The 26814-nt window shown below is 48.6% G+C and carries 16 protein-coding genes; 5 read left to right on the top strand and 11 right to left on the bottom strand.

Annotated features, from left to right (window positions below; all coding sequences use genetic code 11):
- Positions 1-492: 492 nt before the first annotated feature.
- Positions 493-1167, top strand: coding sequence for a hypothetical protein (locus tag F0P94_RS01880; protein ID WP_150901999.1), 675 nt, complete (start codon positions 493-495; stop codon positions 1165-1167).
- Positions 1168-1319: 152 nt separating this feature from the next.
- Here F0P94_RS01880 and tamL read toward each other — a convergent pair whose 3' ends face one another.
- The 3 genes from tamL to F0P94_RS01865 all read right to left on the bottom strand — a co-directional run bounded on the left by tamL (position 1320) and on the right by F0P94_RS01865 (position 11989).
- The gene (gene tamL, locus F0P94_RS01875) at positions 1320-3680 is read right to left on the bottom strand and encodes a translocation and assembly module lipoprotein TamL (RefSeq protein WP_150901998.1); all 2361 of its coding nucleotides are present in this window, start codon (positions 3678-3680) and stop codon (positions 1320-1322) included.
- A gap of 388 nt (positions 3681-4068) precedes the next feature.
- Positions 4069-9303, bottom strand: coding sequence for a translocation/assembly module TamB domain-containing protein (locus F0P94_RS01870; protein WP_150901997.1), 5235 nt, complete (start codon positions 9301-9303; stop codon positions 4069-4071).
- A 292-nt stretch (positions 9304-9595) separates the two neighbouring features.
- Complete coding sequence (locus F0P94_RS01865; RefSeq protein WP_150901996.1) at positions 9596-11989, bottom strand: AsmA family protein; 2394 nt, start codon at positions 11987-11989, stop codon at positions 9596-9598.
- Between the two features lie 245 nt (positions 11990-12234).
- Here F0P94_RS01865 and F0P94_RS01860 point away from each other — a divergent pair, with 245 nt between their 5' ends.
- The 3 genes from F0P94_RS01860 to F0P94_RS01850 all read left to right on the top strand — a co-directional run bounded on the left by F0P94_RS01860 (position 12235) and on the right by F0P94_RS01850 (position 14039).
- Positions 12235-12933 carry a CoA transferase subunit A gene (locus F0P94_RS01860; RefSeq protein ID WP_150901995.1) on the top strand — a complete coding sequence of 233 codons (699 nt, stop codon included), beginning with the start codon at positions 12235-12237 and terminating at the stop codon, positions 12931-12933.
- A gap of 31 nt (positions 12934-12964) precedes the next feature.
- Positions 12965-13321: a four helix bundle protein gene (locus F0P94_RS01855; RefSeq protein ID WP_150901994.1), complete on the top strand. Its 357-nt coding sequence runs from the start codon at positions 12965-12967 to the stop codon at positions 13319-13321.
- A gap of 61 nt (positions 13322-13382) precedes the next feature.
- Positions 13383-14039, top strand: coding sequence for a 3-oxoacid CoA-transferase subunit B (locus F0P94_RS01850; RefSeq protein WP_150901993.1), 657 nt, complete (start codon positions 13383-13385; stop codon positions 14037-14039).
- Between the two features lie 238 nt (positions 14040-14277).
- Here the strand turns inward: F0P94_RS01850 and F0P94_RS01845 are convergent, their stop codons facing one another.
- Both F0P94_RS01845 and F0P94_RS01840 read right to left on the bottom strand, forming a co-directional pair.
- Positions 14278-15156 carry a helix-turn-helix domain-containing protein gene (locus F0P94_RS01845; protein WP_150901992.1) on the bottom strand — a complete coding sequence of 293 codons (879 nt, stop codon included), beginning with the start codon at positions 15154-15156 and terminating at the stop codon, positions 14278-14280.
- Positions 15157-15238: 82 nt separating this feature from the next.
- A complete protein-coding gene (locus F0P94_RS01840; RefSeq protein ID WP_225307093.1) occupies positions 15239-15595 on the bottom strand; it encodes a DUF983 domain-containing protein in 357 nt (118 codons plus the stop codon).
- Between the two features lie 389 nt (positions 15596-15984).
- On the opposite strand from F0P94_RS01840, the gene F0P94_RS01835 reads away from it, so the two are divergent.
- On the top strand, positions 15985-17544 hold the full coding sequence (locus tag F0P94_RS01835; RefSeq protein ID WP_150901990.1) for a bifunctional GNAT family N-acetyltransferase/carbon-nitrogen hydrolase family protein: 1560 nt from the start codon (positions 15985-15987) through the stop codon (positions 17542-17544).
- Between the two features lie 423 nt (positions 17545-17967).
- Here F0P94_RS01835 and F0P94_RS01830 read toward each other — a convergent pair whose 3' ends face one another.
- From F0P94_RS01830 to F0P94_RS01805, 6 genes are all read right to left on the bottom strand, one after another.
- Positions 17968-19053, bottom strand: coding sequence for an endonuclease/exonuclease/phosphatase family protein (locus tag F0P94_RS01830; protein WP_150901989.1), 1086 nt, complete (start codon positions 19051-19053; stop codon positions 17968-17970).
- A gap of 58 nt (positions 19054-19111) precedes the next feature.
- Positions 19112-20236, bottom strand: coding sequence for an AI-2E family transporter (locus F0P94_RS01825; protein ID WP_150901988.1), 1125 nt, complete (start codon positions 20234-20236; stop codon positions 19112-19114).
- Between the two features lie 102 nt (positions 20237-20338).
- Entirely contained in the window at positions 20339-21439 is a 1101-nt protein-coding gene (locus F0P94_RS01820) for an OmpA family protein (protein WP_150901987.1), read from the bottom strand.
- Positions 21440-21811: 372 nt separating this feature from the next.
- Positions 21812-23161: a PQQ-dependent sugar dehydrogenase gene (locus F0P94_RS01815; RefSeq protein ID WP_225307092.1), complete on the bottom strand. Its 1350-nt coding sequence runs from the start codon at positions 23159-23161 to the stop codon at positions 21812-21814.
- Positions 23162-23410: 249 nt separating this feature from the next.
- A complete protein-coding gene (preA, locus tag F0P94_RS01810; protein ID WP_150901986.1) occupies positions 23411-24781 on the bottom strand; it encodes an NAD-dependent dihydropyrimidine dehydrogenase subunit PreA in 1371 nt (456 codons plus the stop codon).
- A gap of 378 nt (positions 24782-25159) precedes the next feature.
- Positions 25160-26518, bottom strand: coding sequence for an NAD(P)-dependent oxidoreductase (locus tag F0P94_RS01805; RefSeq protein WP_150901985.1), 1359 nt, complete (start codon positions 26516-26518; stop codon positions 25160-25162).
- Positions 26519-26814: the final 296 nt, after the last annotated feature.

The raw sequence follows: 26814 nt of genomic DNA, 5'->3' as shown, positions 1-26814 counted from the left end.
AAACAATTTGTTTTCAGAACTGTTTCCCTACCGAATTTAAATAAATGTCTGCATATTTTAATGGGAGATCTAAATTCAGGAAACATGCTAAAAATTATAAATCGGTTTTTATCCGGAATACTTACAAAACCGGCTGATGAACTAAATTAACGGACACCCAAATTGGAAATCGAAAGGAATAAAACTGGCTCAAAACCAAACCCTGAGAACAGAATTCAGCTTATTACTTATTGACTTTCAAAAAGATAATTCAGCAAGCCAACACTAACTGAAAGTGGAAGCCTATTTTACCGGAATGGTTCGTTCATTTTTGTTTTGATTTTTGTTAAAGACAAAAAATGACTTAATTACCGAAATAAATTTGCGGTTTTACAATAAAATTACAATTTTAGGGTTGGCAAGGAAAGTAAACCAGGTCCTTTATTGCCGGAAGCCTGTAAAAACAATTTTACAAATTATAAGTATTTCAGCTCACCCTTAAACTCAAGTAAAATGAAGGCAATCTTTTTATCGCTGGCCTTAATGGGCGCCGTAACTGCTTCGCAAGCGCAAAACAGCCCGGCTGCCACAACCGATATAACGCCCGCACTGCAAAGCCACTTCGACCGCCTAAAAAGCAGCTCTAATTCGTACCAGGAACATAACCGTTCTTATAAAGTGGTGGATGTAAGCCGGCTTAACAGTTTCTGGGATGGCGTGCTGAATACCGTAAAAGAACACGAAAAAGGCCTGCAAAGCGCCGGCAAAAATACGGTCAGCGAATTAGCCCAGGCAAAAACCACCATCGAGGCACAGTCCCAGCAGATTGCCGCCTTAAAAAAAGAAAATGCCCTGAAGGAAAAAGCGGTTCAACAGAACGCCTCCGAAATTGCCAATATTTCCGTTTTCGGTTTGGATGTGAACAAGCAGGTTTTCCTGTTTTTATCGCTGGGTATTATCTTTTTGCTCGGCATTGTGGCGGCAGTTATTGCTTCGGTTTATAAAAAGAGCAAAGTAATAGCCGATGAAAAAGTGAAAGCTTTCCGGGATATTGAGCAGGAATTTACCGAGTACAAAAAAGCGGCCCGCGAACGCGAACTGAAGATCAAGCGCGAACTGCAAACCGAAATGAACAGCAAAGAAGAACTGAAACAGCAATTGGCTTCGCTGCAGAAAATGCGCATCTGATCTAACAGAAAAAGCCTCAAAACTTTCATGCAGGTTAAATCTAAATAATTGAAGTTCTGTCGGGGAACAGAACTTGGAGTGGGTTTTACCTAAAATTCAGAATCAGAAATAAAAAGAAAAGCAGCAGACCGGAAGTTCTGCTGCTTTATTTATTAGAACGGGTAGCCGATGGCAATATTCAAAACCATGTCTTTTCGGGGCGGCGGAATTTTAAGTACGTATCGGTCGGCGGCATTTTCCAGCGGCACCCGCACCGGTATGCCCACATCGAAGCGGATAACCACTACCTGGGCGTCTATGCGGATGCCGAAACCGGTTCCTACGGCTAATTGCTTATAGAACTGGTTGAAGCGGAATTCCGCGCCGGGTTTTTCAGGAATTGCCTTAGACAACCAGATATTTCCCGCATCCACAAACAAAGCGCCTTCCACGTACGGCCGGAAAAGGTCGAAGCGGTATTCCACGTTCATTTCCAGTTTTATGTCGCCGCTCTGGTCGAAGAAACCGCTGTTGGTGGAATCGGCATAAATGCCCGGCCCGATGGAACGCGCCCGGAACGCCCGGATGCTGTTCGGCCCCCCGATAAAATATTGCTTAATGTACGGAAGCGTTTCAGAATTGCCATAAGGAAAACCCAAACCAGTAATGATGCGGGTAGCCAGCACTGCATTGTTCCTGAAATTATGATAATACCTTAAGTCGAAATCGAGCTTCGTGTATTGCGAATAAGGCGTGCCGGCAAGGGTTACCGGTTTTTCTTTTGCATTTCCAAAACCGCCGGTCAGCAATCCCAGCAGGTTGCCCGAAGCATCTATTCCACCATTAAAATATACATTATCACGCTTGCCGGGTATTAGCCGGGTATCGTAGGTGAAATAATACATAGACCCTATTACAAACTGTTCCTCAAAGCTTTGCGCCAGAAAACGGTTCCGGGCTAGCACCTCCTCAAAAGCAGGCGTCTGGTTCAGTAATTTGGTAAGCTGTATGTTAATGGGCGTAACTTCATGGGTAACTTTCCTTCGGGGTTTCCAGATATAACTGTAGCTTAGGGTATAGCCATTGAGCTGGTAATAATTTGTCCGGTTCTGATAGTCGTAAGCCAGCCGGAACCTTGTTTTCGGTACAAATTCACTCCGCAGGTTCTTGAGATTGAATGGCGTAATAAATCGCGGGACATACAAATCGGCCGTTGCCCCGAACTCTATGGCATTTAAGGTAGCATTTGTGCCGCTTTCAGAAGTCTGATCGTTGCGTTTGGAGATCTGGGTTTCGGTGCCGGCCCTTAACGTTACTACCAGCAATTCTGCCCCGCGCAGCAAATTCCGGTGCCGGTAACTTACATTAATTCCCGGTCCGGCAAAACCGTTGGTTTTAGAAACCGTTTCAAGCTCCGTCCGGAAAGACTGGTTCATCATGGGCGTCAGGCGCAAAGCTGCATCCAACGTCCCGGCCACCGAATCGGCATCGGTAAAATTAATATCCACGAACTTGAACATGCCTAAACCCATCACGCGGCTGAGCGTAAGCGCGTGATCTTTCCGGGTATATAATTTTCCGGGTTCCAGGAATACCGAAGGCATCAGCCTTTTGGCCCGCAGGGAATTTTCGTCCGGATAATAACGGTACCCGCGCACCACTACCGGTGGCTTCATCGGAATGGTATCGTAGCCAATGGTATAATCGGTGTAAATAATGATCTTGTTCAGGGTATAAGGTTTACGTACCTTTTCCGGCGTGCCGGGTTTTAGCGTAACGTATAGCTTAACGGTATGGTCGCGGTAAGAACTGTCGGCTTTGAACAATATAAAATCCGGCCCGAAATAAAAATAGCCCTGGTTCTTCAGCAAAGAGTCGATGCGTTGCCGCTCGGAGATAAGGGTATTCAGGTTATAAATATCGCCGGCCTTTAAACGGCTTCCCGGCTGGGTGGCGGCAATATCGCGGTGGATCCGGGTCTGGGAAGAATCTCCGGACGGGAAGATCACTTCGCTGATGCGGTAAGGCTGGGCAACTAAGGCAGTATAAGTAAGGCTTACGGTTTTCTTTTTTTCCTTCTTCGTTACTTCCACCCGCGAGTTAAAATAGCCGTTATTGTTCAGCCGGTTGATCATCAGATCCGTATTTTTCCGGTTGTTCACCGAATCGTAAAGCACCGGCGGTTCGCCCAACCCGGTCCGGATCCATTCCATAATGCCTTTTCGTTTCCGGTCGCCGCCGGCAAAATTATAAAGCGCCACTTTTGGCCGCATTCCCAGGAAAGTAGCGTTCGGCTTTGGGGTAATAACGGCTTCAAGTTGCGGAATCAATTCTTTTTCCGTTGGAACGGGTTTGTCTGATTTCAGTTTTACCGTAGCGCCGGTATACAGCTTTTTTCCTTCGGGAAGTTTGCTCGTTCCGGTACAGCCTTGTAACGTTAAAACTGCAAAAAGCAACAAAGCTCCGGCCAGGTTTTTAAGCCGGAAAAGGTAGCGTTTCTGGGTAAAAAAGTATAACGGACGGTTAAGATCCATATAAGTGGTTCAGTTTGTTTTCGAAAGCAGGTTGATCGTTGGAATTCTAAACCTGCTCAATATTTTGATCTGTGGTTGTCTTTTTCTGGTAGCGTATGTAGCGTAGGGTTTAAACTTTATGCAGTCAATTCCGTCATTTCGAGCGAAGCCGAGAAAACTTATACATACTTCTATGGCAAAGCGAGCGTAGCAAGATTTGTCTTACCGTTTAATTTTAAATATGCGGCTCCATAAGTTCCCTCAACTTCGTTCGGGATGACGGAATAAATCATTTCTGAATTCCCTTAAGTTGATGACTTTAGGTCTAAATTCTACCCTACAAGAAGCAATATTACCATCCATTCATTTTCAAATCTTCAAATCTTCAAATCTTCAAATCCAAAAAAGATTACTGCTTCGCTTCCCGCTGAGCCTTGGATACCCGTTTAAAGAGGTCGGCAAAACTGTTGTAATCGCGCTGGTACACCAATGCAACCCCGGTTTCCAGCACCTCCGATTCCGTCAGCAATTCGTAAGATGGTTGCTGAAAACCTCTTACGCGCAAGCGGCCATCCGGCAGGATCAGGTATTCTACCGAGAAATTGCCGGTAAAACCGCTGCGCTGGTTTTGCTGGCTGTTCGGCGAGCGGCCTTCTACTCCAATGTCCGTTCCTACCCGGAAGATCAGGCGGTCGTTCAGGAATTGCTGCCGCACGGCAACGTTCAGGTCGGTACGGTTCTGGGCATCGCCGGTAGAGTAATCCTGGTACGTGTTCAAACCTAATTCCAGTCCCAGGCCGCCGGCATAACGGTTGGTTAACTTATTCAGCTGATCGCTGAGGGCACCGCTGATGCTGTTGCGGGCGGTCTGCTCCAGGCCGCCGCCCGAAGATTGCAACGGATCGGGCGCCATAAACCGGTTCAGCACGATCAGCGAGAAAACCTGTTTGTTCATCTCGGCCGGTTCCTGGCGGAGCATTTGTAAACGCTGGTCTATTTGTCCGCCAAAAGCGGCGCGCTCTTCTTCCGGCAATTGGATGTCGAAGGTAATTTCCGGTTTCAGCATATCGCCCCGAAGGTTCACGTAAACCAGGAAAGGCAGCACTTGGCGGTATTTATTTTGTTCCGTGCCACTCTCACCGACTATCTGATCAGCCACCAGTTCGCGCACCGGCGCTTTCACGTTGTAAATAGCCTTAATATCGAGGTTGGCCTGCAGCGGATCGCCGTACCAGGTAATGCTGCTGCCCTCCCCGATGTTGAGCTCCCGGCTGGCAATGTCGTAGAAATGAAGCTTGTAGGATCCGCCGTTCATGTCGTAGCGCCCGGTAAGGGTAATATTGCCGGCCGGATCGATTCCAGCGTTCAATGTACCGTTTCCGGTAACTTCCAGAATATCGCCGGCGGCTTCATCCATAATTACCGAGACCAGGGTTTTGTCCGTAATCTGCACGGTGGCATGCACATCTATTCCGGTTACAGCCATTTCCTGCACCGAATCCTGGCGCTCTTCCATCATCATGGAGTTCGGCCGTCTCCGGTGCAGGTTCACGAACTGCACGATTCCCTCCTGCTCCTGTTTTGCCGCCTCTTCCGAAGGAATTACCATGGTCATGTGCGAGCCTTCCACCACTTTCACATCGGCCGTTACCACCGGCAGGTTCAGGTCGCCCCGTATCCGGATATCGCTGTCCACGATCAGGCGGCCGTAGTATAATTTATAATCGCCGGCGGTAGAATTTATGAGCAGGAAGTTCTTGGTAGTGGCCGTAAGCCCGAAGCTGAAATCGGTATAGTTCTGCGTGAAAATAGTACCGTTCATCACCGCTTTGTTCCCGGCCGAATCTAGCACGGTAAAATCGCTGAAGTTCAGGCCCCGCTCATCGAAAACAATGCTTTCATTTGGCAGCCGGTAAACCGAATTATACATGGTAATGGCAAATGCCGCGTTGTTGAAAGTAGTTTCCCCTCTGATTACCGGTTGAGCCATCGTTCCGGTAATGCTCAGGCGGCCGTTCAGATTTCCCGATACGTTTTCCAGTTGACCGGCTGAGAAACCCTGAATGGCGGCCAGGTTCAGCGACGCGATATCGGCCGTAAGGTTCAGGTTGTTTGAAGTGCCGTTGGCCACAAAATAGCCGTTCACCGTAGCGTTGTTGCCGTTGCCGGTAAGCGTGGCCAGCAGGTTGTACCGGCCGCCGGCCGCGCTGCTCGCCTGTAAAGAAATATTGCCGACCGGGTTGCCGGTATAAGCCAGGTTCGTGATGGTCAGGTCGGAGGTAAAGCCCAGGTTGCCGGTTATGTCGCGGAGCACTAGGTTGCCGTTCACGTTACCCGCTACCAGGCTGTCGGTGCGCTCCACAGCCCGGGAAAGGTACGCCAGGTCGAAATTCGTAAACCGCACTTCCAGGGGCGCATTGGCTGTATTGGTTCCCAAGCTGTTGATCAGGAGTTCGCTGCCGTTTTTGCCGAGCCGCACGTTCCGGGCGAAAATATTGCCGTTTTGGTACTGCAGGTAATTGTCTTCGGCCACATTCCAGGGTTCGCGGTTTATAATTACTTCGCCCGGCGTAAAACTGAACCGGTAACCGTTCGGAATGGTATTCATTATGCCTCCCAGCGCAAACCGGGAATCGCCGTTGTCTTCGGCAATATTCAGGCGCGTGGCAATGGTATTGTTCTGTACGTTCCCGCCCAGGCTTAAATTCCTGATCAGCAAAGTGGAATCCTGTAGTCTTTTGGTTTGGAGGTTGTAGCCGATCTTTTCCGCGTCGCCGCGAAGCTCCAGAAGGGTGCTGTCGATGGTATAATTCTGGTAGATCAGGCGGGGCAAACTGGCATCGATATTCAGGTTTTTGCCGGCAACGGTATAGTTTCCTTTCACAAAACCCGGCCGGATGCGGCGTAAACCCGGTACAAAAGCCGTGAAAATGCGCGGCCGTTTCAGGTCGAAATTGAAATCGAAATCCTGCAAAGTAAGGTTGGCCGGAAACGGTTCGTCCTGGAAATTAAAGTAGGAATCGAAGTGCTTCATTAAGGCCGTTGGCAGGTCGGAAACGCTATTATTTCCCCGGAAAAAACCCGTTACAATATCCGACTGAATGGCTACATCGGTGCGTCCTGGACTGTTATTCAGCTGAATGGCCATAGTATCGGAGCGGTAGTTCCGGTTTGCCTTCCGCATGAGCAAATTGCTTACCGAAATGGTACCTTTCATATCGTTGGGTGAAGCGCCGCTCAGGTCAGCCACGATCCGGCCTTGTACGCGAAGGTCTTCCGGGTAAAAATTCAGCGCTTTCAGATTTGCTCCGTCCAGGTTTAAGGTTGCTTTATAGGTTGGCCGGGCTCCGTTCAGATTGAAATTTCCATTCAGGTTAAAGGCAAGGTTCTGGTCCTTCATGTTGCCGGTTACAGCGTAAACATTCCGGTCGACGGTGCCTTCGAGGTGAATATTATTATAAGCGTACTTGTTGTAAACGATCTTCTGCACATCGGCGCTAAACGTGGCGCGCATGGTTTCCGGGGACAGGCCGGTTCCCTGGAAAGTGGCTCTGCCGGTAGCCGTGCCCAAGGTGGCTTCCTGTTTCAGAAGTTTGCCCAGGTTGAATTCTGCAAGGCTGGCCGTACCGGAAAAACGTTCTCCCGGCTGCATTTTTACGTTTGCCACCGCATTGCCAAAAGAAGTTTTGATGTTGGCATTGGTGGTAAAATCTTCCAGCGAGCCGTTGAATTTCCCGCTGACCTGCATCTTCTCCGGAAGCTGAATATCCGGCGGAATAGTACCTTTGGGCAGCATTTGCACCAGGGCGCTCCGGGTAGAAGTAAAATTGTTCACGTCCAGGTTCATGCGGAGCTTTTTCGGATCGGTCGCATTACGGATGGTGCCGCTCGCAACCAAAAGCGTCCCGCCCGAAGCCGCCGCCCGGAAATTCTGCAATTCCAGATCGTTCATGCGCCCCCGGATACGGCCCGAAATCGTCATGCGCTCCGGCAGGGTAATGTCTTTCGGAATGGTGCCGGCAGGCAGCAGGGCTAACAAATCGGTGCGGGTGGTGGTGAATTCGTTTATATTCAGGTTCAGCGCACCGTTCTCGATGTTGGTCATTTCCTTGATGTTCCCGCTCACGTTAATGCTGGTTCCGGCCAGGCCTTTTACCCGGAGGTTCTCGGCATTCAGGTCTTCCACTTTGCCGTACAAACGCCCGTCGATGGTCAGGCTCCGGCCGGCAATTTTTTGAAAGGAAGGGTTATCGGCCAGGTACGGAGCGAAATAAAGAATATCCTGGGCGCCGATCACGGAGTTTTCCAGGTCGGCATCGATCGTTATTTTATCTACGTTGTCGGCAATGGTGGCCAAAGAAGGATAGCCCAGGGCAAACTCCGGACGAAGGTGGCTGTGCCCGGTTTTCAGATCGAATTCGTGAAAAGCAGCGCGGGTAGAGTCCACGTCGATATCCGCCTGGAAATTGGTGATCTTAAAGCCGCTTTTTTCCTGCAACTGCAACTGCTTTAAAGCGGCGGCAATTTTATTTTCGCTGTAGTAAAGGTCGTCGGCAGCAACGTTTATCCCGGTAAATTTCAGGTGGTTGAAATCCATGCCCTTGTTGGTTTCCGGCGTATTATAGTTCCCGAAATCTACGGTTACGTTGGCCAGATTCAGGTTGCCCAGTTTAACCACCCAGTTTGCCGGCGCGCCCTGGTGTTTGGCTGCTACGCTGTCGAGTTTGGCAGCAGTTTCAACCGGGTTCACGGCCAGGGAATCGGTGGGAACGGTTTTATCCTGGTAGTAAGCGAAAGCGGCATTTTGAAGGTCGAATTTTGCCAGGTCAATTTTAGCGTTCTTCAGGTCGATGTCGTTCGAAGCAATTTCTGAGGCTTTTACATCGAGCAGGATACGCTGGGCGGCTACTTTGTTTTCGTAGTTCAGCTGAATGTTTTTCAGGTTGATCTGCCCGAAATCGAAATCCATGGCCAGGGAATCGCTGGGTGTATCGGAAACTTTGGTTTGCAGCACGTTGGCATAACTGTTCTCTAAAGTAGTATTGCCGAGCACGTAAATGGCTTTGTCCGGATCGAATGTTTCCATGCCGGTTTTCAGGTGCCCGATCTTCGCTTTCACAATGTTGCCGGTTACCTGGTCGTTCATGGCAAAGCGGATGTTATTCAGCTCAATGGACCCGATCTTATAGGTAAAGGCAGCAGCGGTATCGGAAGGCTGGGCTACGGTGGTATCCGTAGCAAAAGCAGCCATAATGAAATCGAAGTTGTACACGCTGTCGGGCATGGTAGCACTGATGTTCAGCACAGCATTGTCGAGTTTGGCAGAACTGATGTTGATTTTACTGTTCAGCAATCCAAAAATATTCAGGTCCACTCCCAGCCTTTCGGCATAAATCAGGGTATCGCCTTTCTGGTCTTCGAGGTAGATTTCTTTCAGCACCAGGCTGTTGCGCCAGTCGGTGGTAAAGCGGCCAATGGAAACTTCCGTTTTAAGGGTTTCGGCCAGGTAGCCCGTTGCTTTCTGGGCAGCAAACTGCTGTACTCCCGGAAATTGTAAAGCAATTACCAATGCTACAATAAGGGAAAGCGGAATGAGCAGGATCCAGAGCAGGACCAGTAAAATACGCCGGGTTGTTTTATTCAAAGGTGAAATAAGACCTGAAATTTTAGTTTACCGAAAGGAAAATCTAAGCTTTCTACGGAAATTCAGGAAGGAAGATAAACTTTTGTGCAATTTTTGATACGGTTTTTCCGAAGCCGGTAAGAAACAGCAGAAAGTGGTATAAATTTCCTGAAGGCCTGTTTAATTAAAATTTGAATTTTATTCAATTCACCTTATAAGAAGTTTATCTTAAATTATTTAGCAACACACCTGCAAGCTTCCAAACCTCACAGGTTTCCGAAACCTGTGAGGTTTTGCGTAGGCACCGAGGCAATTACTCCTGCTCCTCCTTTTTCTTTTTCCTTTTGAACAGGTTCAGCGGGTTTAGTTTTTTTAACTTTTCTTTGGGTTTGATTTTGGCGGGATTAAGTTTTTGCGGGATCTTCTTCAGTTTTTTTAGTTTGTGGCCCAGGTTCTGGACCACGGCGTTGGCCAGGTTGCCGTTCATCTGATAGATCTTTTTGTTCAGGTCGCCTTCCAGGCGGATGTTGCTGTAAACGCCCCGCTTGTAAACAATCCGTTTAACCCGGGCTTTAAAATGCAGCTCCATGGTTTTGATCTTGTGGCCTTTCCCCCGGAATTCCATGGTGCCGGTAGCGCTTCCCAGGTTCTTTTCCTGCTTCAGAAATTTGCCCAGGTTAAAATCAATCAGTTCTAAAATACCGCTGAATTGTTGGTTGGGCGAAGTCTTCAGGTCTAATTTTGCTTTCCCGTAAGTACTTTCCAGGCTTTGGTTGGTGCGAAAATTCTCGAGCGAACTGCCGGCAAAATTTCCCGTGAAGAGCATATTGTCGGGTAGCTGAATTTCTGGTGAAATACTTCCCGGCGGCAGCATTTCCAGGAAAGCCTGGCGGCTGGTTTCCAAGCTGAGTGCGCTAAGATTGAGCTGCTGGCGGCTGCTAATTTTTTCAACAGATCCGGTGGCCAGAAACGTTATTCCATTCGAACCCAAAACCCGGAAACGCTGCAACCCGATCCGGTCATCGCTGCTGTTTATCTTCCCTGAAATCACCATGCCCGCAGGTAACGTAAACCCCTTTGGAAAGGCATCGGGTAGCAATAAAGCAAGGGCATCCTGCCGGGAAACCTTCATCCGGTTAATCTGTAAATTCGTCTTTCTTATTTGCTCGTTTGTTGCATTCCGGATATTGCCGCTGCAGGAAACGGAGGAACCGGACCGGGCTTTTAGAGACAGATCTTTAAGGGTTAACAGATCTGTATTTCCCAGAATTTGCCCTGCTACCGAAAACGGTTTTTTGCCAAACTGCCGGAACGCCCGTGCGGTTGCCAGTTCCGGCTTAAAATAAACAAGGTCCTGGTAGCCTACCGTAGATTTCCGAAGGACAAGATCTATGGTTTTGGTAGAATCTGCTTTTGTTTTATGCTGGGGAAAGTGAAGGATAAAGCTTTCCCGAAGCCGGCTGTTGCTTGTCTGCAGGTCGAAATCCCGGAGCAACAAACGGGTTTTGTCCATTTTAATATCGCCCTTGAAACCGGTGACCCGAAAACCGCTTTTTTCCAGCAATTGCAGCCGTTTCAGCTCCGCCGAAAACACTTTCTGGCCATAGTAAACTCTATCAACTTTCAGGTTGATGCCGGAAAATTGCAGGTGATTGAAATCGATTCCTTTGGGTAAGACAGGCGTGTTGTAATTCCCATAATGGAAGCCGGTTTTCCGAATGTCGAGGTTTTCCAGGGAAATGATCCAGTTTATGGGTTTTTGTTGTACCTGCTGCACCAGACTATCCAATCGGGCAGCCGTCCGGACCGGGTTTATGGCCAGGGCGGTTTTGGGGATCCGTTTGTCGTGAAAATAAGCGACCGAAGAATTTTCCAGGCGCAATTTTTTAAGATCTATCCGGGCATTTTTCAGATCGATCTGGTTAGCGAGTATCTGCAGGTTTCCAAAAGCCATGCTCAGGCGTTGCGCCGCCGGGCTGTTCCGGTAATTCATTTTTACGTTCCGAAAATGGATTTCCCGGAAACTGGTGCGCAAAACAGAGGTATCGGTAGCAGGTTTCGGCAGCCTGGTCTGTAAAAATGCGACCTCTGAATTCTCCAGCTTTACCTGCCGTGTCCGGTAAATTTTGCGTGAAGGATCGAACTGGTCAAGCTGCACATGCAGGGTCCCGAGTTTTGCCTTTCCGTAAATTCCCATCACCTCGTCCCTAACGTGCACCCGGAAATTTGTAAGGGTGAGGAATTTTAACGCAAGCGTGGAAGTAGCGGCCGTATCGACGGGTTTTTCGGGCCCGTGGGCTACCATTTTGGTCAGGTGCCCGAAATTATACGCGCTATCGGGCAGGGTGGACCGGATATTGAGGAAACCATTATCTACTCTCAGGTCCCTTACTTTTACTTTCCCGAAAAACAAGCCAAACATATCGAGGTCTAACCCGAGCCGCCCTGCATAAATTAGGGTATCGCCCTGTTGGTCTTCCAGGTAAAAGTCTTTTAAAACCAGGCTGTTTTTCCAGTCGGTGGTAAAACGGCCTACCCGCACGTCGGCCTGAAGCTTGCCGGAAAGGTAGGCAGCTGCATTTTCGGCGGCCAGCTGCTGGACCGGCTGTAATTGCAAAAGCAGCAAGACGGTGACGGTTATTAAAAGCAGCAAACCGGTAAGCCAGAGCACAATTTCCAGGACACGCCGGACAACCTTATTCCCCATTCAAGTAATTTCCAAGCACGTTCAAATCAGCTTTTGCGTTTGAAGGTAGAACAGGTAAGCTTCCGGAAGGTTTTCTCCCGAAGGTTAGGCCAAAGCTGTCCGAAACCGGGTTTCTTATTCAAAATGGTAGCATTTAGCCGGCAAAAAACCTTAATCCGTCGCGCGGCAAAATCAAACCCGAATCAGGGGGTACAATTACCTAAAAACCTTTAACTTCGCTGCCACAACTGATTTCCTTCTGAACTATGATCAACAAAGTAGTAAAAGATGCCGAAGAAGCCTGTCGCGGCATCCAGGACGGCATGACCCTGATGCTGGGCGGCTTTGGCCTGTGCGGTATTCCGGAAAATTCCATTACGGAATTGCTTCGCCTGGGCGTAAAGAACCTGACCTGTATTTCGAACAATGCCGGCGTAGACGATTTTGGCATTGGCCTGCTGCTGCAAAAGAAACAGGTTAAAAAAATGATCTCCAGCTACGTGGGCGAAAACGCCGAATTCGAGCGGCAGCTGCTTTCCGGCGAACTGGAAGTAGACCTGATCCCGCAAGGCACCCTGGCTGAACGCATCCGGGCGGGTGGCGCCGGTATTCCTGCTTTCTTCACGCCTGCCGGTTACGGTACCGAAGTTGGCGAAGGCAAAGAAGCCCGAGAATTTAACGGCAAAATGTATCTGATGGAGGAATGGCTGAAAGCGGATTTTGCCATCGTAAAAGCCTGGAAAGGTGACACGGCTGGTAACCTGATTTACAAAGGTACCGCCCGCAACTTCAACCCGATGATGGCTACCGCCGGCAAAATAACCATTGCCGAAGTAGAAGAACTCGTGCCGGCCGGCGAACTGGACCCGAATATGATCCACACCCCCGGCATTTTCGTGCAGCGCATTTTCCAGGGCAAAGCCTACGAGAAGCGGATTGAACAGCGGACGGTGCGCCCTTCCTGATTTGGAAATTTGAAGATTTGAAAATTTGGAAATGAAGGAAGCCGTTCCAGAAAACCTGATCCTGAAACTGACTTTAGAATTTGCGCTTGCAATAATTCAATATGCAGAAAAACTGGATTCAGAAAGAAAATATGTACTGGCAAATCAGCTTTTGAAAAGTGGTACTTCCATCGGGGCTAACGTCCGGGAAGCACAGAACGCCGAAAGCAAAGCTGATTTCATTCACAAATTTAAAATTGCGGCCAAGGAAATTGAGGAAACTGATTACTGGCTGTTACTTTGCCAGAATTCGCCTTCCTATCCCAACCCGGAAAATCTTCAGCATAAATTAATTTCGATTAAGAAAATAGTTTCCAAAATCATTATAAGTTCAAAAATGAAAAATTAACGGAGGTTGAAATCATCCATTTTCAAATCTCCAAATTTTCAAATCTTCAAATACGAAAGTAATGAGTCTTGATAAACATGGCATTGCCAAGCGCATTGCAAAAGAAGTAAAGAACGGCATGTACGTGAACCTGGGTATCGGTATTCCGACGCTGGTGGCCAATTACATTCCGCAAGGCATTGAAGTGGTGCTGCAGTCGGAGAACGGTTTGCTGGGGATGGGACCTTTCCCGACCGAAGCCGAAGTGGATGCCGACATGATAAACGCCGGTAAACAAACCATCACCACCCTGCCGGGTTCCTCTATTTTCAGTTCCTCCGACAGCTTTGGGATGATCCGTGGGGAGCACGTGGACCTTACCATTCTGGGCGCTATGGAGGTTTCGGAAAAAGGTGACATTGCCAACTGGAAAATTCCGGGCAAAATGGTGAAAGGCATGGGCGGCGCCATGGACCTGGTAGCTTCGGCCAAAAACATCATCGTGGCAATGCAGCATACCAGCAAAGACGGCCAGAGCAAACTTTTAAAAGCCTGCACGTTGCCCATTACCGGTCTGGCTTGCGTAAAGAAAATCGTAACCGACCTGGCTGTGATCGAGGTAACCGACAAAGGCTTTAAACTGCTGGAACGCGCCCCGGGCGTAAGCGTGGAAGACATTCAGAAAGCAACCGAAGGAACCCTGATCGTGGAAGGCGATATTCCGGAAATTCAGCTGTAATTGCTTATTGTAATTACTAATTTACACATATAGCGCAAGCGTCCGCTTGTGCTTGCCATTTAGTAGACCCGGTATTCAGGCAAGCACAAGCGGACGCTTGCGCTATATTCAAAAAAAGGAAGGCTGAAAATAATCCGGTATTAGACGCAGAATTGCCATGATTTCGCGCCTGTAAACGAAAAGCCTGCTGCCTGGTTAAAATCCGGCTGCAGGCTTTTTTTAATGAAAATATACCGTTTCAGGCGGCGCTTTGGCGGAATTGTTCCGGGGTTTGGCGGGTGTGCTTTTTAAAGAAACGGGCAAAGTAGGAATTGTCGAAAAAGCCGAGCGCGGCTGCTATCTGGGTAATGGTCAGGCCGGAATGAATGAGGAGGCGTTGCGCTTCCAGCACGAGCCGGTCCTGGATGAGTTCGGAAGTGGTTTTGCCCAGGGCCTGCTTGCAGAGTTCATTCAGATGCTTTACCGATACGTGCAGCTTTTCGGCATAAAAACTTACCGGTTCGTGGGCTTTAAAATGCTGGTCGATCAGTTCTTCCAGTTGCTGAAGGTTGTAAAAAGAACCGGACTGGGTCAGGTCACTTTCCTGGTTGCTTTTATAATAACGGCCCAGTTTTATGAGTAGAATATCGAGGTAGTTCCGGATAATATCTTCCTTGCGCCATTCCTGGTTCTGATATTCGTTTTCAATTTGCCGGATCAGGCCGGTTGCTTCCTGCAAGGCTGGTTCCGGTAGCAAGACCAAAGGCTTCCGGAGCAAGGGGTTGAAAAAAGGAAACTGGTTCAGTTTTTTATGCGGATGCCCTAAAAGGTAAAAGGCCTGGCTGAAAAACAACACGTAGCCACGTGTTCCTTCACTTAACTGCCAGGAATGCACCTGCCCCGGACTCAGAAAAAAAACGCTGCCAGCCTTTACCTCAAACGACCGGAAATCAATTATGTGCGTTCCGGCGCCTTCCGAAACCACAATCAGAATGTAAAAATCGTGTTTGTGCGGTTTCTGGATAAAGGAATGTTCGCGCAAGTGGTCTTCGAACCGTTTCACGTAAAAATCAGGTTCCGGCCCGGAAGGCGCATTAAAATCCTGGATCTGGTAAACGGGCAAAATATCTTCGGGCATAACCGGCGCTGCTGGAAAGCCCAAAGATATTAAAAAGCCAACTGGAAATTCCGGTTACCGGCGCTGCTTTACCCCTGCCGGATTATTTTTTCCGGATCTGGTTGCAGGGTCCTTCGTAATGCACAAAAATATTGAGCCACATGGAGCGGGAAAGGCGGAACGTTACCGGCAGTAACCCGATTACAATTACCAGAATGGAAGTAAGCACCATGGTAAACGTAATTTCATCTACCAGAAAGTAAAGCACAAAAAGCACCCCTAAAAAGATGGCTGTGCTTATGGCAAAACTCACGTACATGGCCCCGTAGTAAAAGCCAGGTTCCGGCTCATAGGTTTGCCCGCAACAAGGACAGGCCGAATACATTTCGGAGAATCGGGAAGGGCTGTAAAAAGTGCCCGGCGGAAAGAGGTCGCCCTCGTTGCAGCGGGGGCATTTCATTGCAAAGATGCTGTATAATTTAGAGCCTTTATTAGCCATTGTTTGCATATTTAATCCTGAATTACGCTACAAAGATAACAGACTTTCTTTGCTCCCTTGCCGGACAAAAAGCACTTCTTATAGGATAATTCAGCAGTTTTTTCTTTTAATGGTGTACGGTTTTCTTTTTAGAACGGACGGAATAGGCAGCGTTAGTCTTCTCCCCTGCTTAAACCGGAATTTGCCAACCGTCTCATGGTAAATGCTGACGAATTTTCCTTTAATTTTACCTTAAAATTTAGCGGTTTCAACATCGTTATTACTTTGTTTTGCGTTTACCTTACTTATTAGCGCTGCTTCCGGGGCAGGAACTTTCTTTTAAGCCGGAATTCGCGATAAACTAAAACCCTATGCCTACAAATGAAAAGAGTGCTCCCAACGTTTCCGAGCACAAACTTATATTAAGAACCCTCCGCGTTTCCGATTACAAGGCCATTAAAGAAATTATGGACATGGTGTATTCGAACCTCGGCGGCTCCTGGACCCAGAAAGAATTTTCGGCCCTGCTGAAGCATTTTCCTGAAGGCCAGATCTGCATCGAAGACAAAGGCCGGGTAGTGGCCGGCGCGCTGAGTATTATCGTGAAATATTCCGATTACGGCGACAAACATACCTACGAGCAGATCATCGGTAAAGGGAAATTCGATACTCATAACCCGGACGGGGAAACCTTGTACGGCGTGGATATTTTTGTGCACCCGGAGTACCGAAACCTTCGCCTGGGCCGCCGTCTCTACGATGCCCGGAAGGAAATTTGCGAAAACCTGAACCTTCGCGGGATTATTGCCGGCGGCCGCATTCCGGGTTACCTCGAACACGCCGACAAACTTACCCCGGGTAAATACATCGAGCAGGTCCGCAACAAAGAGATTTTCGACCCAATCCTGAGTTTTCAGCTTTCCAACGATTTCCACGTGCGCAAGATCCTGAAAGGGTATTTGCCTCAGGATAAAGAATCGAAGGCCTACGCTACCCTGCTGGAATGGATAAACGTGTACTACGAAGAGCAGGAAGTTATTGTGGGCGGCAGCAAACGGGTGGTTCGCATCGGGATCGTGCAGTGGCAGATGCGGAGCGTTACCTCGCTGGAAGACATGATGCAGCAGATCGAGTTTTTCGTGGATACGGTAAGTTCCTACAAAGCCGACATCGTAATGTTCCCGGAATTCTTCAACGCCCCACTCATGGCTCTGTCTGACGAAAAAACTTCTTCGGCGGCCATCCGGGCGCTGGCCGATTATACCGACGAAGTGCGCGAACAGATGATCCACCTGGCGCTGAGCTACAACATTAACATTATTGCGGGCAGCATGCCGGAGTACAGCAACAACAAGCTTTACAACGTAAGTTATTTATGCCGCCGCGACGGCACGTACGACAAGCAGTACAAACTGCACGTTACTCCGGACGAACTGGCGCACTGGGGCATGCGCGGCGGCCAGAAACTGAAGGTGTTCGATACGGACATTGGCAAGATCGGCATCCTGATCTGCTACGACGTGGAGTTCCCGGAGCTGTCACGCCTGCTTTCGGATATGGATATGAAGATCCTGTTTGTACCTTACTGGACCGATACCAAAAACGCTTACCTCCGGGTTAGAAGATGCGCCCAGGCCCGGGCCATCGAAAATGAGTGTTACGTGGCAATAACCGGCAGCGTAGGCAATATTCCACGCATCGAAAACATGGATATTCAATACTCGCAATCGGCGGTTTTCTCTCCTTCCGATTTTGCGTTCCCGCACGATGCCGTAGTTGCCGAAGCTACGCCGAACACCGAAATGACCCTTATTGCTGACCTGGATCTGGACCTGCTGAAAGACCTGAATACGAGCGGTAGTGTTCGGAACATCATGGACCGCCGGAAAGATCTTTACAATGTGAACTGGATTCTGAAACAACAGGAATAAAGTACTTTTTGCGCTGAAAAGTATAGCATTTAAAAGGCCTGAACAGGATGCTGTTCAGGCCTTTTCTTTATGATAAAATTTTAAAATCCTTACATGCTCCAAAACGGTTTTTTGTCAGGTAAACTCAGAGTGGAATAGGTTGTTGGTGAAAACACTATAGCCGTCAGGCAAAGCTACTTTATGGCGTCATCCCGACCTTGTGGAGGGAACTTTCGCATACCGAACCCGAACGGAAGGCATTTATTGCAGCTACAATGGGTCCTTTCGACTCCCGTCTCAGGAATGCTCAAATGCCATAGTTGTATGTATAAGTTTACTCGACGTTGCTCGGAATGACTTGATTTTGCCTTTAGCCTAGCGGCTATTGCAATAATACAAAAGCAAGCAGTAGTACTCAACAATTTATGGTTTATGTGGAAATAATCAGATCTCTCCGTTTTGTTTCATTTCGTCGGCTTTTTCAAGTTTTTCTATAGCTTCTTCTTTTTCCGCGACGGTAGCGGTTGGCTTTTCCTGTTCGTTTTTGATTTCGGGTTCGTAGCTTAATTTTATGCAGATCGGGAAATGGTCGGAGTCGATGTGTTCCAGGCGTTTGAGGGAAACCAACCGGAAATCGCGGGTATGAAAAACATGGTCCAGGGGCCAGCGCAAGATCGGGTATTTGGAATTGAACGTGGAATACAAACCGCGGCCGATCCGCGGGTCGAGCAGGCCGCTGTTGAGGCGGAATAATTTACTCGTATGCGACCAGGCCACATCGTTGAGGTCGCCGGCGACAATGGTAGGCCCGGGTTTCTTTTTGATGTCGAACCCCACCAGGATCAGTTCCGCATCGCGGGGCACGGAACTTTTGGCTTCCTGAGGCGCCGGCGGTTTGGGATGCAAGCCGTGAAAAGCCACCTGCACCCCGGACTTCAGTTCAATACCCGTATGCACCGAAGGCACATCGTCTTCCAGCAAAAACAGGATCTTCGGATCGATAAGTTTCAGTCGGGAGTACAGCAGCATGCCGTACGTATTATTCAGCGGTTTGAAAACTGTGTACGGGTAATCGGATTCCAGTTCCTTCAGGTTAGCCTGCCATTGCTCATCGGTTTCTACCGCCAGAATAACGTCCGGATCGGCTTTGCGGAGCATGTTCAGGCAGGCGGCATAGTTGCGGTTGGTCATGAGCACGTTCGTAACTACAATGCTGATCTGGTTCGCTTCTTCATTTTTTTCGGCCCTGAGCACCACGTACCGGGAAAAAACCGTGTAAGGAAAAATGCGCCAGGACTGGTAAAGGATACAAGCTACCAAAGTACTTTCCAGCATCAGGTGAAAAGTAGAATGCTCGCCATTGAAATAGATGTACCCGCTAAGGCAGACCATCCCGAGGGCAATGATCTGTAATCGCGGAAAGTCGAAGATCCTGATCCACCAGAAACCGTAAGGAGCCAGCGGCACTGCCGTTGCTACAATGGTAAGCAGAGAAAGACTTAGAAATAGGTAATGAGCAAATTCACTCATTTTTGAAAAATTTATTACGGGTAAACGGGTTGATTAATACTGCTATGAATGTTTAAGGTTATTCCTCAGGAGCTTTATCTAAAATAATGATGCCCGAATCGGTTTGTGAAGAAGCGTGCAAAAGCGCGGCATCCGGAATATCGTCTCCCAGCAACATGCCCCAGGGCTTTAAAGGGGCTATGCGGTCGAAAATAATTTTCAGAATAGCTACCAGGGGTATAGAAAGGAACATGCCGGCAATGCCCCACAGCGCCCCCCCGACCAATACCGCCAGGATCGAAATAAGGGCGTTTATCCGGACCTTGGAAGCTACCACTTTGGGCACCAGAATATTATTGTCGATGAACTGAATGAACATGTACGCTCCGATAACGGCCAGCGGGTAGAACAGGCTTTCTTTGGTGGCCATGGCAATTAAAACCGGCAGGGCAATGGCCACCAGGCCGCCAAGGTAAGGAATCATATTTAACACAGCACCCAGCACGCCCAGTAAAATGGCATAATCGATCCCCAGCAACAGCAAGGCAATACTATTAAGGGCGGCTACAATGGCGGCTTCTATTAAAAGGCCAAAAATGTAACTCTGGATCACTTTCTTTATTTCATCCAGGATCGTGCTTACTTTATGGGTATTGTAGTTGGAAAAAACCTGGAGAATGAAATAAACCAGCAGGTTGCGGTAAAGCAATAACAGGAAAACATACACCGGAATTAAGGTAATAAGCACTACCAGCCCGGTTACCAGCCCGAAAGTAGTGCTGAGTAAAGCCCCGCTGTTTTGCAGCAAATTACTGGTACCCTGCCGGAGGTAAGCTACCTGTTTAGCCGTGCTTATCCGGAAACGGCTTTCGAGCCAGGCCTGAAAATCGGCCACCAGGGAAAGTAACTTGGCTTTGAATTGCGGCAGCGCCTCGCTGAACTGGCTGAACTGAACCGCAATAAAATAAGCCAGTCCGAACACGATAAGAATTGCCAGCAACACCGTAAGCGAAATTGCCAGAAGCCGGGGAATTTTCATCCGTTCCAGGGCATTGAGCACCGGGTTCAGTAAGGTAGCCAGCAGGGCCGCAAATGCCAGTGGTACCAGAATTTCGCGGCTATACCAGAGAATAACGGTAAGTAAGATCAGGCCCAGTAAGGTTATGGTTACCCTGGCAAAAAAGGGAAGCGTGGTTTTAGGCATACGCAAACGAAAAACAGCGCCGGGATTTTTCCGGCTGTAAATTGTTTCCTCTACGTATATAGTGCTATTTGGATATAGTTTTCCCTGCCTGAAATAAAAAGATCAGTTTAATACCTCAAACTCTACCCGGCGGTTCTGTTGTTTGCCTTCTTCGGTTTCGTTCGTGGCCACCGGCCTGGTATCACCGTAGCCCTGGGTTTTAATTTTGCGCTCGTCTATGCCTTTCCGGATGAGGTAGGTTTTTACGGCTTTTGCGCGGTTTTCCGATAGCGTTTGGTTGTATTCCGGATTGCTGGTAATGTCGGTATGGCCGTTTATCTGAATAGCCATTTCTTTGTTTTCGGATAAGAACTCATACAACTTATCCAGCTCATTAAAGGAAGTCGGCAGCAGTACGGCTTCGTCCGGACGAAAGAAAATGTTGCTCAGCCGGATGGGTTCTTTGGCTCTAATTTCGCCGAAATAAGTCGATCGTTTCGCAACCAGTTCTTCCGGTTTATCACCTACCCTGGTAAGCTTAATATCGTCAATATAGTAATAGGCAAATGCTTCCCGGTCAGTTTCTTTGCGGGCCGATTTTACTTTTTGTTTCGGAGTTTTGGAAGGGGAAAGAAAATTACCGATGGTTAGCACCGTTTCTCCGCCCTGGGCCTTGAACTGGCCGCTCACTTTCACCCAGTCCTGTTTTTCGGCTATAATTTCCGATTCGGGTTTTGAGATCTGGGGCCGGATCATCAGATAGCCATTCTGAGCCAGTAAAGGCACCTTGTGACTAACATACATACTCAGTCCGTTGGTAGCAATTTCGCTGAAATCGGATAAACTTACATAAAACTCAGCATCGTAAAGCTCACCTTTACGTAAGGGTTCGCTCAGGTAAACCTGCATGAATTCGCGGTAATCGATTTTGCCTTTCCGGATCACGGCAATACCGGCATAGGCCTCGCCGGTACGCGGTTCCTGCATGCCCATGTAATTATGGGGAGCAGCCACATCCAAGGATCGCGATTGTTTATGAAAAAGATCGGCTGGTTCCGGACTGGGAGCGGTGGATGACCAAGGCTGGGCTAAAAAGAACTGGGCTACGTTTTTGGGAGTAGCGGCCGTATTTTCAAAACTACCGTTCGGTACCAGGTTTTTTTGCGAAAAGGCTAGCGTTTCTACCCCCAACATCAACACTCCGGCCAGCAAAAATTTCTTCATAAAAAAAGTAATAGTAATTCCCCAACGTTAATGAGGTGAATTTAGTGCTTTTTTGCCGGAATTGCCAGTCGGGTCGTTTCTTTCTGAAATTCCCTTTCGCGTTAACTATTTGCGGCATAGCATCAATCCATTTAACCTGAAGCCCTGTAATACTTCCATAAAAAAGCCTTCTCTGAAAAGAGAAGGCTTGGTAGAGCACTATTTAAGATTCTGCTCAGGAATACATTAGGAGGGTATCATTGCGCAGTATCCGTCAGCTAAAGCAGACGGCAATGAAGTTAAATAAATCCGGTCTTTTTGGAGTAATTTCAATATCGGTAAAGCTTACCTTAACTGAAGCACAGGTAAAACTTTCGCAAGCAGCCTAAACGGTTATTCTTCCACAATTTTCAAAACTTTCCCGGTAGTTCCGGTGGGGCCTAATTGCTTGCTTGCCAATACGTACAACTCTCCTTTATTATCTTCGCCGAAGCCTTTTACAAAATACCCGATTCCGGGAGCCTGAGCATTCGTAAAATTCAGTTTTTCGTAAGGCCAGGTGGCGCCGCCGGAAGTAGCCACGTAAACATCGCCGGCCGGTGCGGTCTGGCTGGCGGTAAAATTGCTGAACAAATATTTACCCTGCAGACTTGGAATGGCACTGCCCCGGTACACATTGCCACCAACCACCACCAGGCCAAGCCCTCCGGTAAAGGATTTTATATTCTCAAATTCAATAATGGGGTCTACCAACTGCCGGCCGTCCGGATCTACGGAAGGGCAGGATGCTAAGGGCTGTTTTGGATTGGCGGTGCTGAAACAGTGGGTGGCTTCCTTTACGTTCCAGCCGTAATTCCCGCCAAGCGTAACCTTGTTTACTTCTTCGTATAAGTCCTGACCGGCATCTCCCACAAAGAGTTCTCCGGTGGTTCTGTCGAAAGAGAAACGGTAAGGATTGCGCAAGCCCAGGGCATAAATTTCATCCATACCCGGTTTACCAACCAGCGGATTTCCCGAAGGAATTCCATAAGGGGTACCGCTATTCACATCTATCCGGAGGATCTTCCCTAGAAGTACATCCGTTCTCTGGGCGTTGCCGCCATCATTTATCAAGTACCAATCAGGAAGGTGACCAACGCCAACATCATTGGCTCCTCCGCCATCGCCAATGGAAATATACAGGTAACCGTCTTTCCCGAAAGCAAGGGTACCGCCGTTGTGGTTGGCCTGAGGTTTGTTAATTTCCATAACTACCCGCTCCGAACCCATATTGGCTTTATTCGCATCGGCAGAAACGGTGAACTCGGAAATCATGCTGGTATGGTCCCAGTTGGCCGGTGCGCCGGCTTTTAACGGGGCGCTGTAATACACGTAAAATTTGCCGTTGGTTTTGTAATCCGGGTGAAAGGCCAAGCCAAGCAAACCGCGTTCGTCATATTGGGGATTCAGGGTTACCATTTTCGCGGAAACGTCCAGGAAAGGATCTGTCATCATAGTACCTGCGGCATCGATTACATAAATCTTGCCCACTTGGTCCAATACAAATAACCGGTTGGTTTCATCCGGTGCTTCCATCAAAGCAAGCGGCGAAACAAACGTGCCGGACATTTCCCGTAATTGCAGCGTTTTATTTACCGGGTTGTTGTTCGGTTTATCATCATCGTCGTTGTCGCAGGCAGAAAACGAGACCAAACTAAGCACCAGCAGTAGCAACCGTAATTTTATGCGTAATTGTTTTTCCATAGCGTTATCTTTTTCTTGGTTTAACAGCTATGGATCAGGTTGTGCTTTACTCCGGTTTGAATTTTTCTGATTTAAGAAGTTAAGCGTGTAATTGTGGAACTGAACATTAGAAAATTGGGGGTGAGCCAAACTGATACGGCAAAAACAAATGCCAGTAAAAAGGCCTTAAAGCAAAAGCTCCGGTTTCAGTAGCGCAGGGTTTAAACCCTGCGCTACTGAAACCGGAGCTTTTATCAAATATACTTTCTTCTAAACTTCCGCTACCGTTTCCGTTTCCTTCGATTTATAATGAAGCGGCTTCGATTTCACCAAAGCACTGTCCGGATCGTTGTAATGGTGGTTAATGCCACCGGCCCGCGGATCGTTGAAGTCGGTTGGGCTATCGCCGGCGGCTACCATTTGCTTCCAGCTCAGGAATTCGGTGCCGTCGTCTACGCGTTCCATGGTAATGCAACCTTCCGAAGGGCAAACCAGCGAGCATAAATTACAGCCGACGCAATTCTCTTTGATGATGTACGGAATGCGGGAATCCGGTCGCAAGCCGATGGCCTGGTGGGCGCCGTCTTCGCAAGCCGTGTAGCAAAGCTGACACTCGATGCATTTCTCTTCGTGGATTTCGGCTTTGATGTTGTACTTCAGGTTCAGGTTTTCCCAAGGCTGCACGTTCGGAACGGCTTTCCCCACAATTTCCTGCACGCTCTTGAAGCCTTTTTCATCAAGGTAATTGTTCAGGCCGGCGGTAAGCTCGCGAATAATGCCGAAACCGTAATGCATAACCGCCGTGCAAACCTGCACCGAAGAAGATCCCAGCAGCATAAATTCTACCGCGTCGCGCCACGTTTCTATGCCGCCGATGCCGGAGATCGGCAGATCGTAACCCGGAATCTGAGCGCAGTTTTTAACCATGTTCAGGGCAACCGGTTTTACTGCCGGACCGCAATATCCGCCGTTCGTACTTTTACCGTCTACGATCGGGTAAGGCACAAAATTATCGATGTCTACCCCAACCAAACTCTGAATAGTATTGATTAGTGAAATAGCGTTGGCCCCCCCTGCTTTCGCGGCTCTGGCCGGAACGGTGATGTCCGTGATGTTCGGCGTCAGCTTCACGATAACCGGTACTTTAGCCACTTCCATTACCCACTCCACAATGGTTTGCAGCACCTTTGGCTCCTGCCCTACCGCCGAGCCCATGCCGCGCTCGCACATGCCGTGCGGACAGCCGAAGTTCAGTTCCAGACCGTCGGCACCGGCATTTTCAGCGTCGCGAACCATCTGGTGCCATTCTTCCTTCGTCTGGAACATCAGCGATACGATCATGGCGTGTTCCGGGAAGCGTTTTTTTACTTCCTCAATTTCGCGCAAGTTGTCGGCTACCGGACGGTCCGAGATCAGCTCTATGTTATTGAAGCCGATCATCCGTTTATCCTTGTAATTCACGCTGCCGTAGCGGCTGGCGGTATTAATAACCGGCACTGCCAGGGTTTTCCAGACAGCGCCTCCCCAACCGGCATCGAAGGCTTTCATGACCTGGTAACCGGTATTGGTGGGTGGTGCGGAGGCCAGCCAGAAAGGGTTCGGAGATTTTATACCGGCGAAATTGATGGAAAGATCGGCCATGGGTTAATGATTAATGGATAATGATTAATGATTAATATTTTTTCTCTCTGGGAGAAGTATTGTTGTCACCCTTTGGAGGGTAGGGCAATTTCATTCTCAAGTTTAAATGCTTTTTCGGATATTTTTTATCCGAAAACCATCTGTAGCGGATTTATTAATCCGCGTTTTTGGGCATTTGATCGGCAAACGCGGGTCAATAGCCCCGCCACAGTTCGCTTCCGGATCAATAGATCCGAAAGAGCTGCGCAATGACCAGTTCCTCCTTGTAGAAACAGCCCCTCTGAGGCTGTCGCCTCACTGAAGTTACAAACTTCAGGTTACTTGTAGGTCCAAGTTACCGCTTCGCTCAAACTTGAACCAGCAATTTTTTTCACTTTTTTACTTCGAAACCATAGCATTTTCGGCTACCATGCTTTCGAGGATGAACTGGTGCATTGCTTTGGCGGCGCGTTTGCCTTCGTTGGCGGCGTTCACTACTTCCTTGCCTCCGTTCACGGCATCGCCGGCGGCGAAGTAGCGCGGGTTGGTGGTCTGGAAGGTGGCTTCGTCAACTATAATCTGGCCGTTCGGGGCGAGCTCCAAGTCTTTGATCTGCTGCAGGAAGGTTTTGCGTTTTTCCTGGCCGGTGGCTTTAATTACCAGGTCGTAGGGCAAAATAAATTCGCTTCCCGGAATGGTGGTAAGCTTGCCGTTCAGGGTTTCGGTGCGGATGAATTTTACGCCGGCTACTTTATCGGTTCCCAGAATTTCCAAGGGCTGCACGTTGAATAATCCTTTTACCCCGGCGTGTTTGGCTAGTTCGTATTCAAAGGCATAAGCGCCCATTTCAGTCTGGTCACGGCGGTAAGCCAGGGTAACAGTTTCGGCACCCATTCTGGCGGATTCGGAAGCAGCATCCATGGCGGTATTGCCACCGCCCAGCACGACAACTTTCTCTGGCACTTGTACCGCAGCGTGGTTCATGCGCAGGTTTTCAATGAACTCAACGGCGCCAATACAGTTTTCCAGCTTTTCGCCCGGAATTCCTAAAACAGCCGTTTTGCCTAAACCAACGCCAATAAATACAGCTTCGAATTCATTTTCCAGTTGCAGAATATCTTCTTCAGTTTCGATGGCGGTATTGTATTTCACTGCGAAGTTGAACTGCTTTTGCAAATACGCCATTTCGGCCAGCACTTCTTCATTCGTGATCTTGTAAGGCGCTACGCCGTAAACCGTTAAGCCGGAAGGATGCTCTTTGGCTTCGAAAATGGTAACGTCATACCCTAACTGGCTCAGTTCGCAGGCACAGCTGATGCCGGCCGGACCAGCGCCAATGATGGCTACTTTTTTACCGTTTTTCGGTACCGTTGGGTAAAGTACTTTTCCGGAAGAAATTACGGAGTTCGTAGCATAATTCTGCAACCGGCCAATGTCGATCGGTTTTACGCCCTGACGGTTGTATACGCAGGCGCCTTCGCACAAAACTTCCGTTGGGCAGACTTTGCCGCAGGCATTTCCGAAGTAATTGGCATCGTAAATGGTTTTGGCGGAGCCGGAAATATTGCCGGAATTTATCTGCTTGATGAACAACGGAATATCGATGTTCGTGGGGCAGGCATTTATGCAGGGCGCATCGTAGCAAAAAAGGCAGCGGCCGCTTTCCATGTATGCTTCAGTAGCGTTCATGAGCGGTTTGAGCTGGGCAAAATTTGCCTCGAAATCCTGTTCGGTAACCGGGGTTTTGTATTCAGCCATTCTTTTTACTGGTTAATTGCTGATGGTTTTTTGTGCCATTTCTGACTGGAGGAGAAACGACGGAAATATTATCGCAATATGCGTGCGGACAGGTCGCGACCTGTCCCTACAGGAATCCTGACAATTCCTTCTGTTTCGTACATCCTTGTTCGCGTGGTTGGATTCGGGGATATGGATATCCCCCGGCAGGTTGCTTCCGGACACAGATGTCCGGAAGAGCCGTTTTTTATTAACAGCAATAGTCACCAATACGTCCGCACGGAATCCTGAAAATTCTGATCCAAAAACAGAAGCAA

This window comes from Adhaeribacter soli (assembly GCF_008727925.1).
GTDB classification, from domain to species: Bacteria; Bacteroidota; Bacteroidia; order Cytophagales; family Hymenobacteraceae; genus Adhaeribacter_A; species Adhaeribacter_A soli.
Note: the sequence above shows the minus strand (reverse complement) of the source record. Positions and strands in the feature narration are given on the sequence as shown.

Coding starts and splice junctions, on each gene's coding strand:
- F0P94_RS01880 (WP_150901999.1), top strand. CDS start 493: ATGAAGGCAATCTTTTTATCGCTGGCCTTAATGGGCGCCGTAACTGCT.
- tamL (WP_150901998.1), bottom strand. CDS start 3,680: ATGGATCTTAACCGTCCGTTATACTTTTTTACCCAGAAACGCTACCTT.
- F0P94_RS01865 (WP_150901996.1), bottom strand. CDS start 11,989: ATGGGGAATAAGGTTGTCCGGCGTGTCCTGGAAATTGTGCTCTGGCTT.
- F0P94_RS01860 (WP_150901995.1), top strand. CDS start 12,235: ATGATCAACAAAGTAGTAAAAGATGCCGAAGAAGCCTGTCGCGGCATC.
- F0P94_RS01855 (WP_150901994.1), top strand. CDS start 12,965: ATGAAGGAAGCCGTTCCAGAAAACCTGATCCTGAAACTGACTTTAGAA.
- F0P94_RS01850 (WP_150901993.1), top strand. CDS start 13,383: ATGAGTCTTGATAAACATGGCATTGCCAAGCGCATTGCAAAAGAAGTA.
- F0P94_RS01845 (WP_150901992.1), bottom strand. CDS start 15,156: ATGCCCGAAGATATTTTGCCCGTTTACCAGATCCAGGATTTTAATGCG.
- F0P94_RS01840 (WP_225307093.1), bottom strand. CDS start 15,595: ATGAAATGCCCCCGCTGCAACGAGGGCGACCTCTTTCCGCCGGGCACT.
- F0P94_RS01835 (WP_150901990.1), top strand. CDS start 15,985: ATGCCTACAAATGAAAAGAGTGCTCCCAACGTTTCCGAGCACAAACTT.
- F0P94_RS01830 (WP_150901989.1), bottom strand. CDS start 19,053: ATGAGTGAATTTGCTCATTACCTATTTCTAAGTCTTTCTCTGCTTACC.
- F0P94_RS01825 (WP_150901988.1), bottom strand. CDS start 20,236: ATGCCTAAAACCACGCTTCCCTTTTTTGCCAGGGTAACCATAACCTTA.
- F0P94_RS01820 (WP_150901987.1), bottom strand. CDS start 21,439: ATGAAGAAATTTTTGCTGGCCGGAGTGTTGATGTTGGGGGTAGAAACG.
- F0P94_RS01815 (WP_225307092.1), bottom strand. CDS start 23,161: ATGGAAAAACAATTACGCATAAAATTACGGTTGCTACTGCTGGTGCTT.
- preA (WP_150901986.1), bottom strand. CDS start 24,781: ATGGCCGATCTTTCCATCAATTTCGCCGGTATAAAATCTCCGAACCCT.
- F0P94_RS01805 (WP_150901985.1), bottom strand. CDS start 26,518: ATGGCTGAATACAAAACCCCGGTTACCGAACAGGATTTCGAGGCAAAT.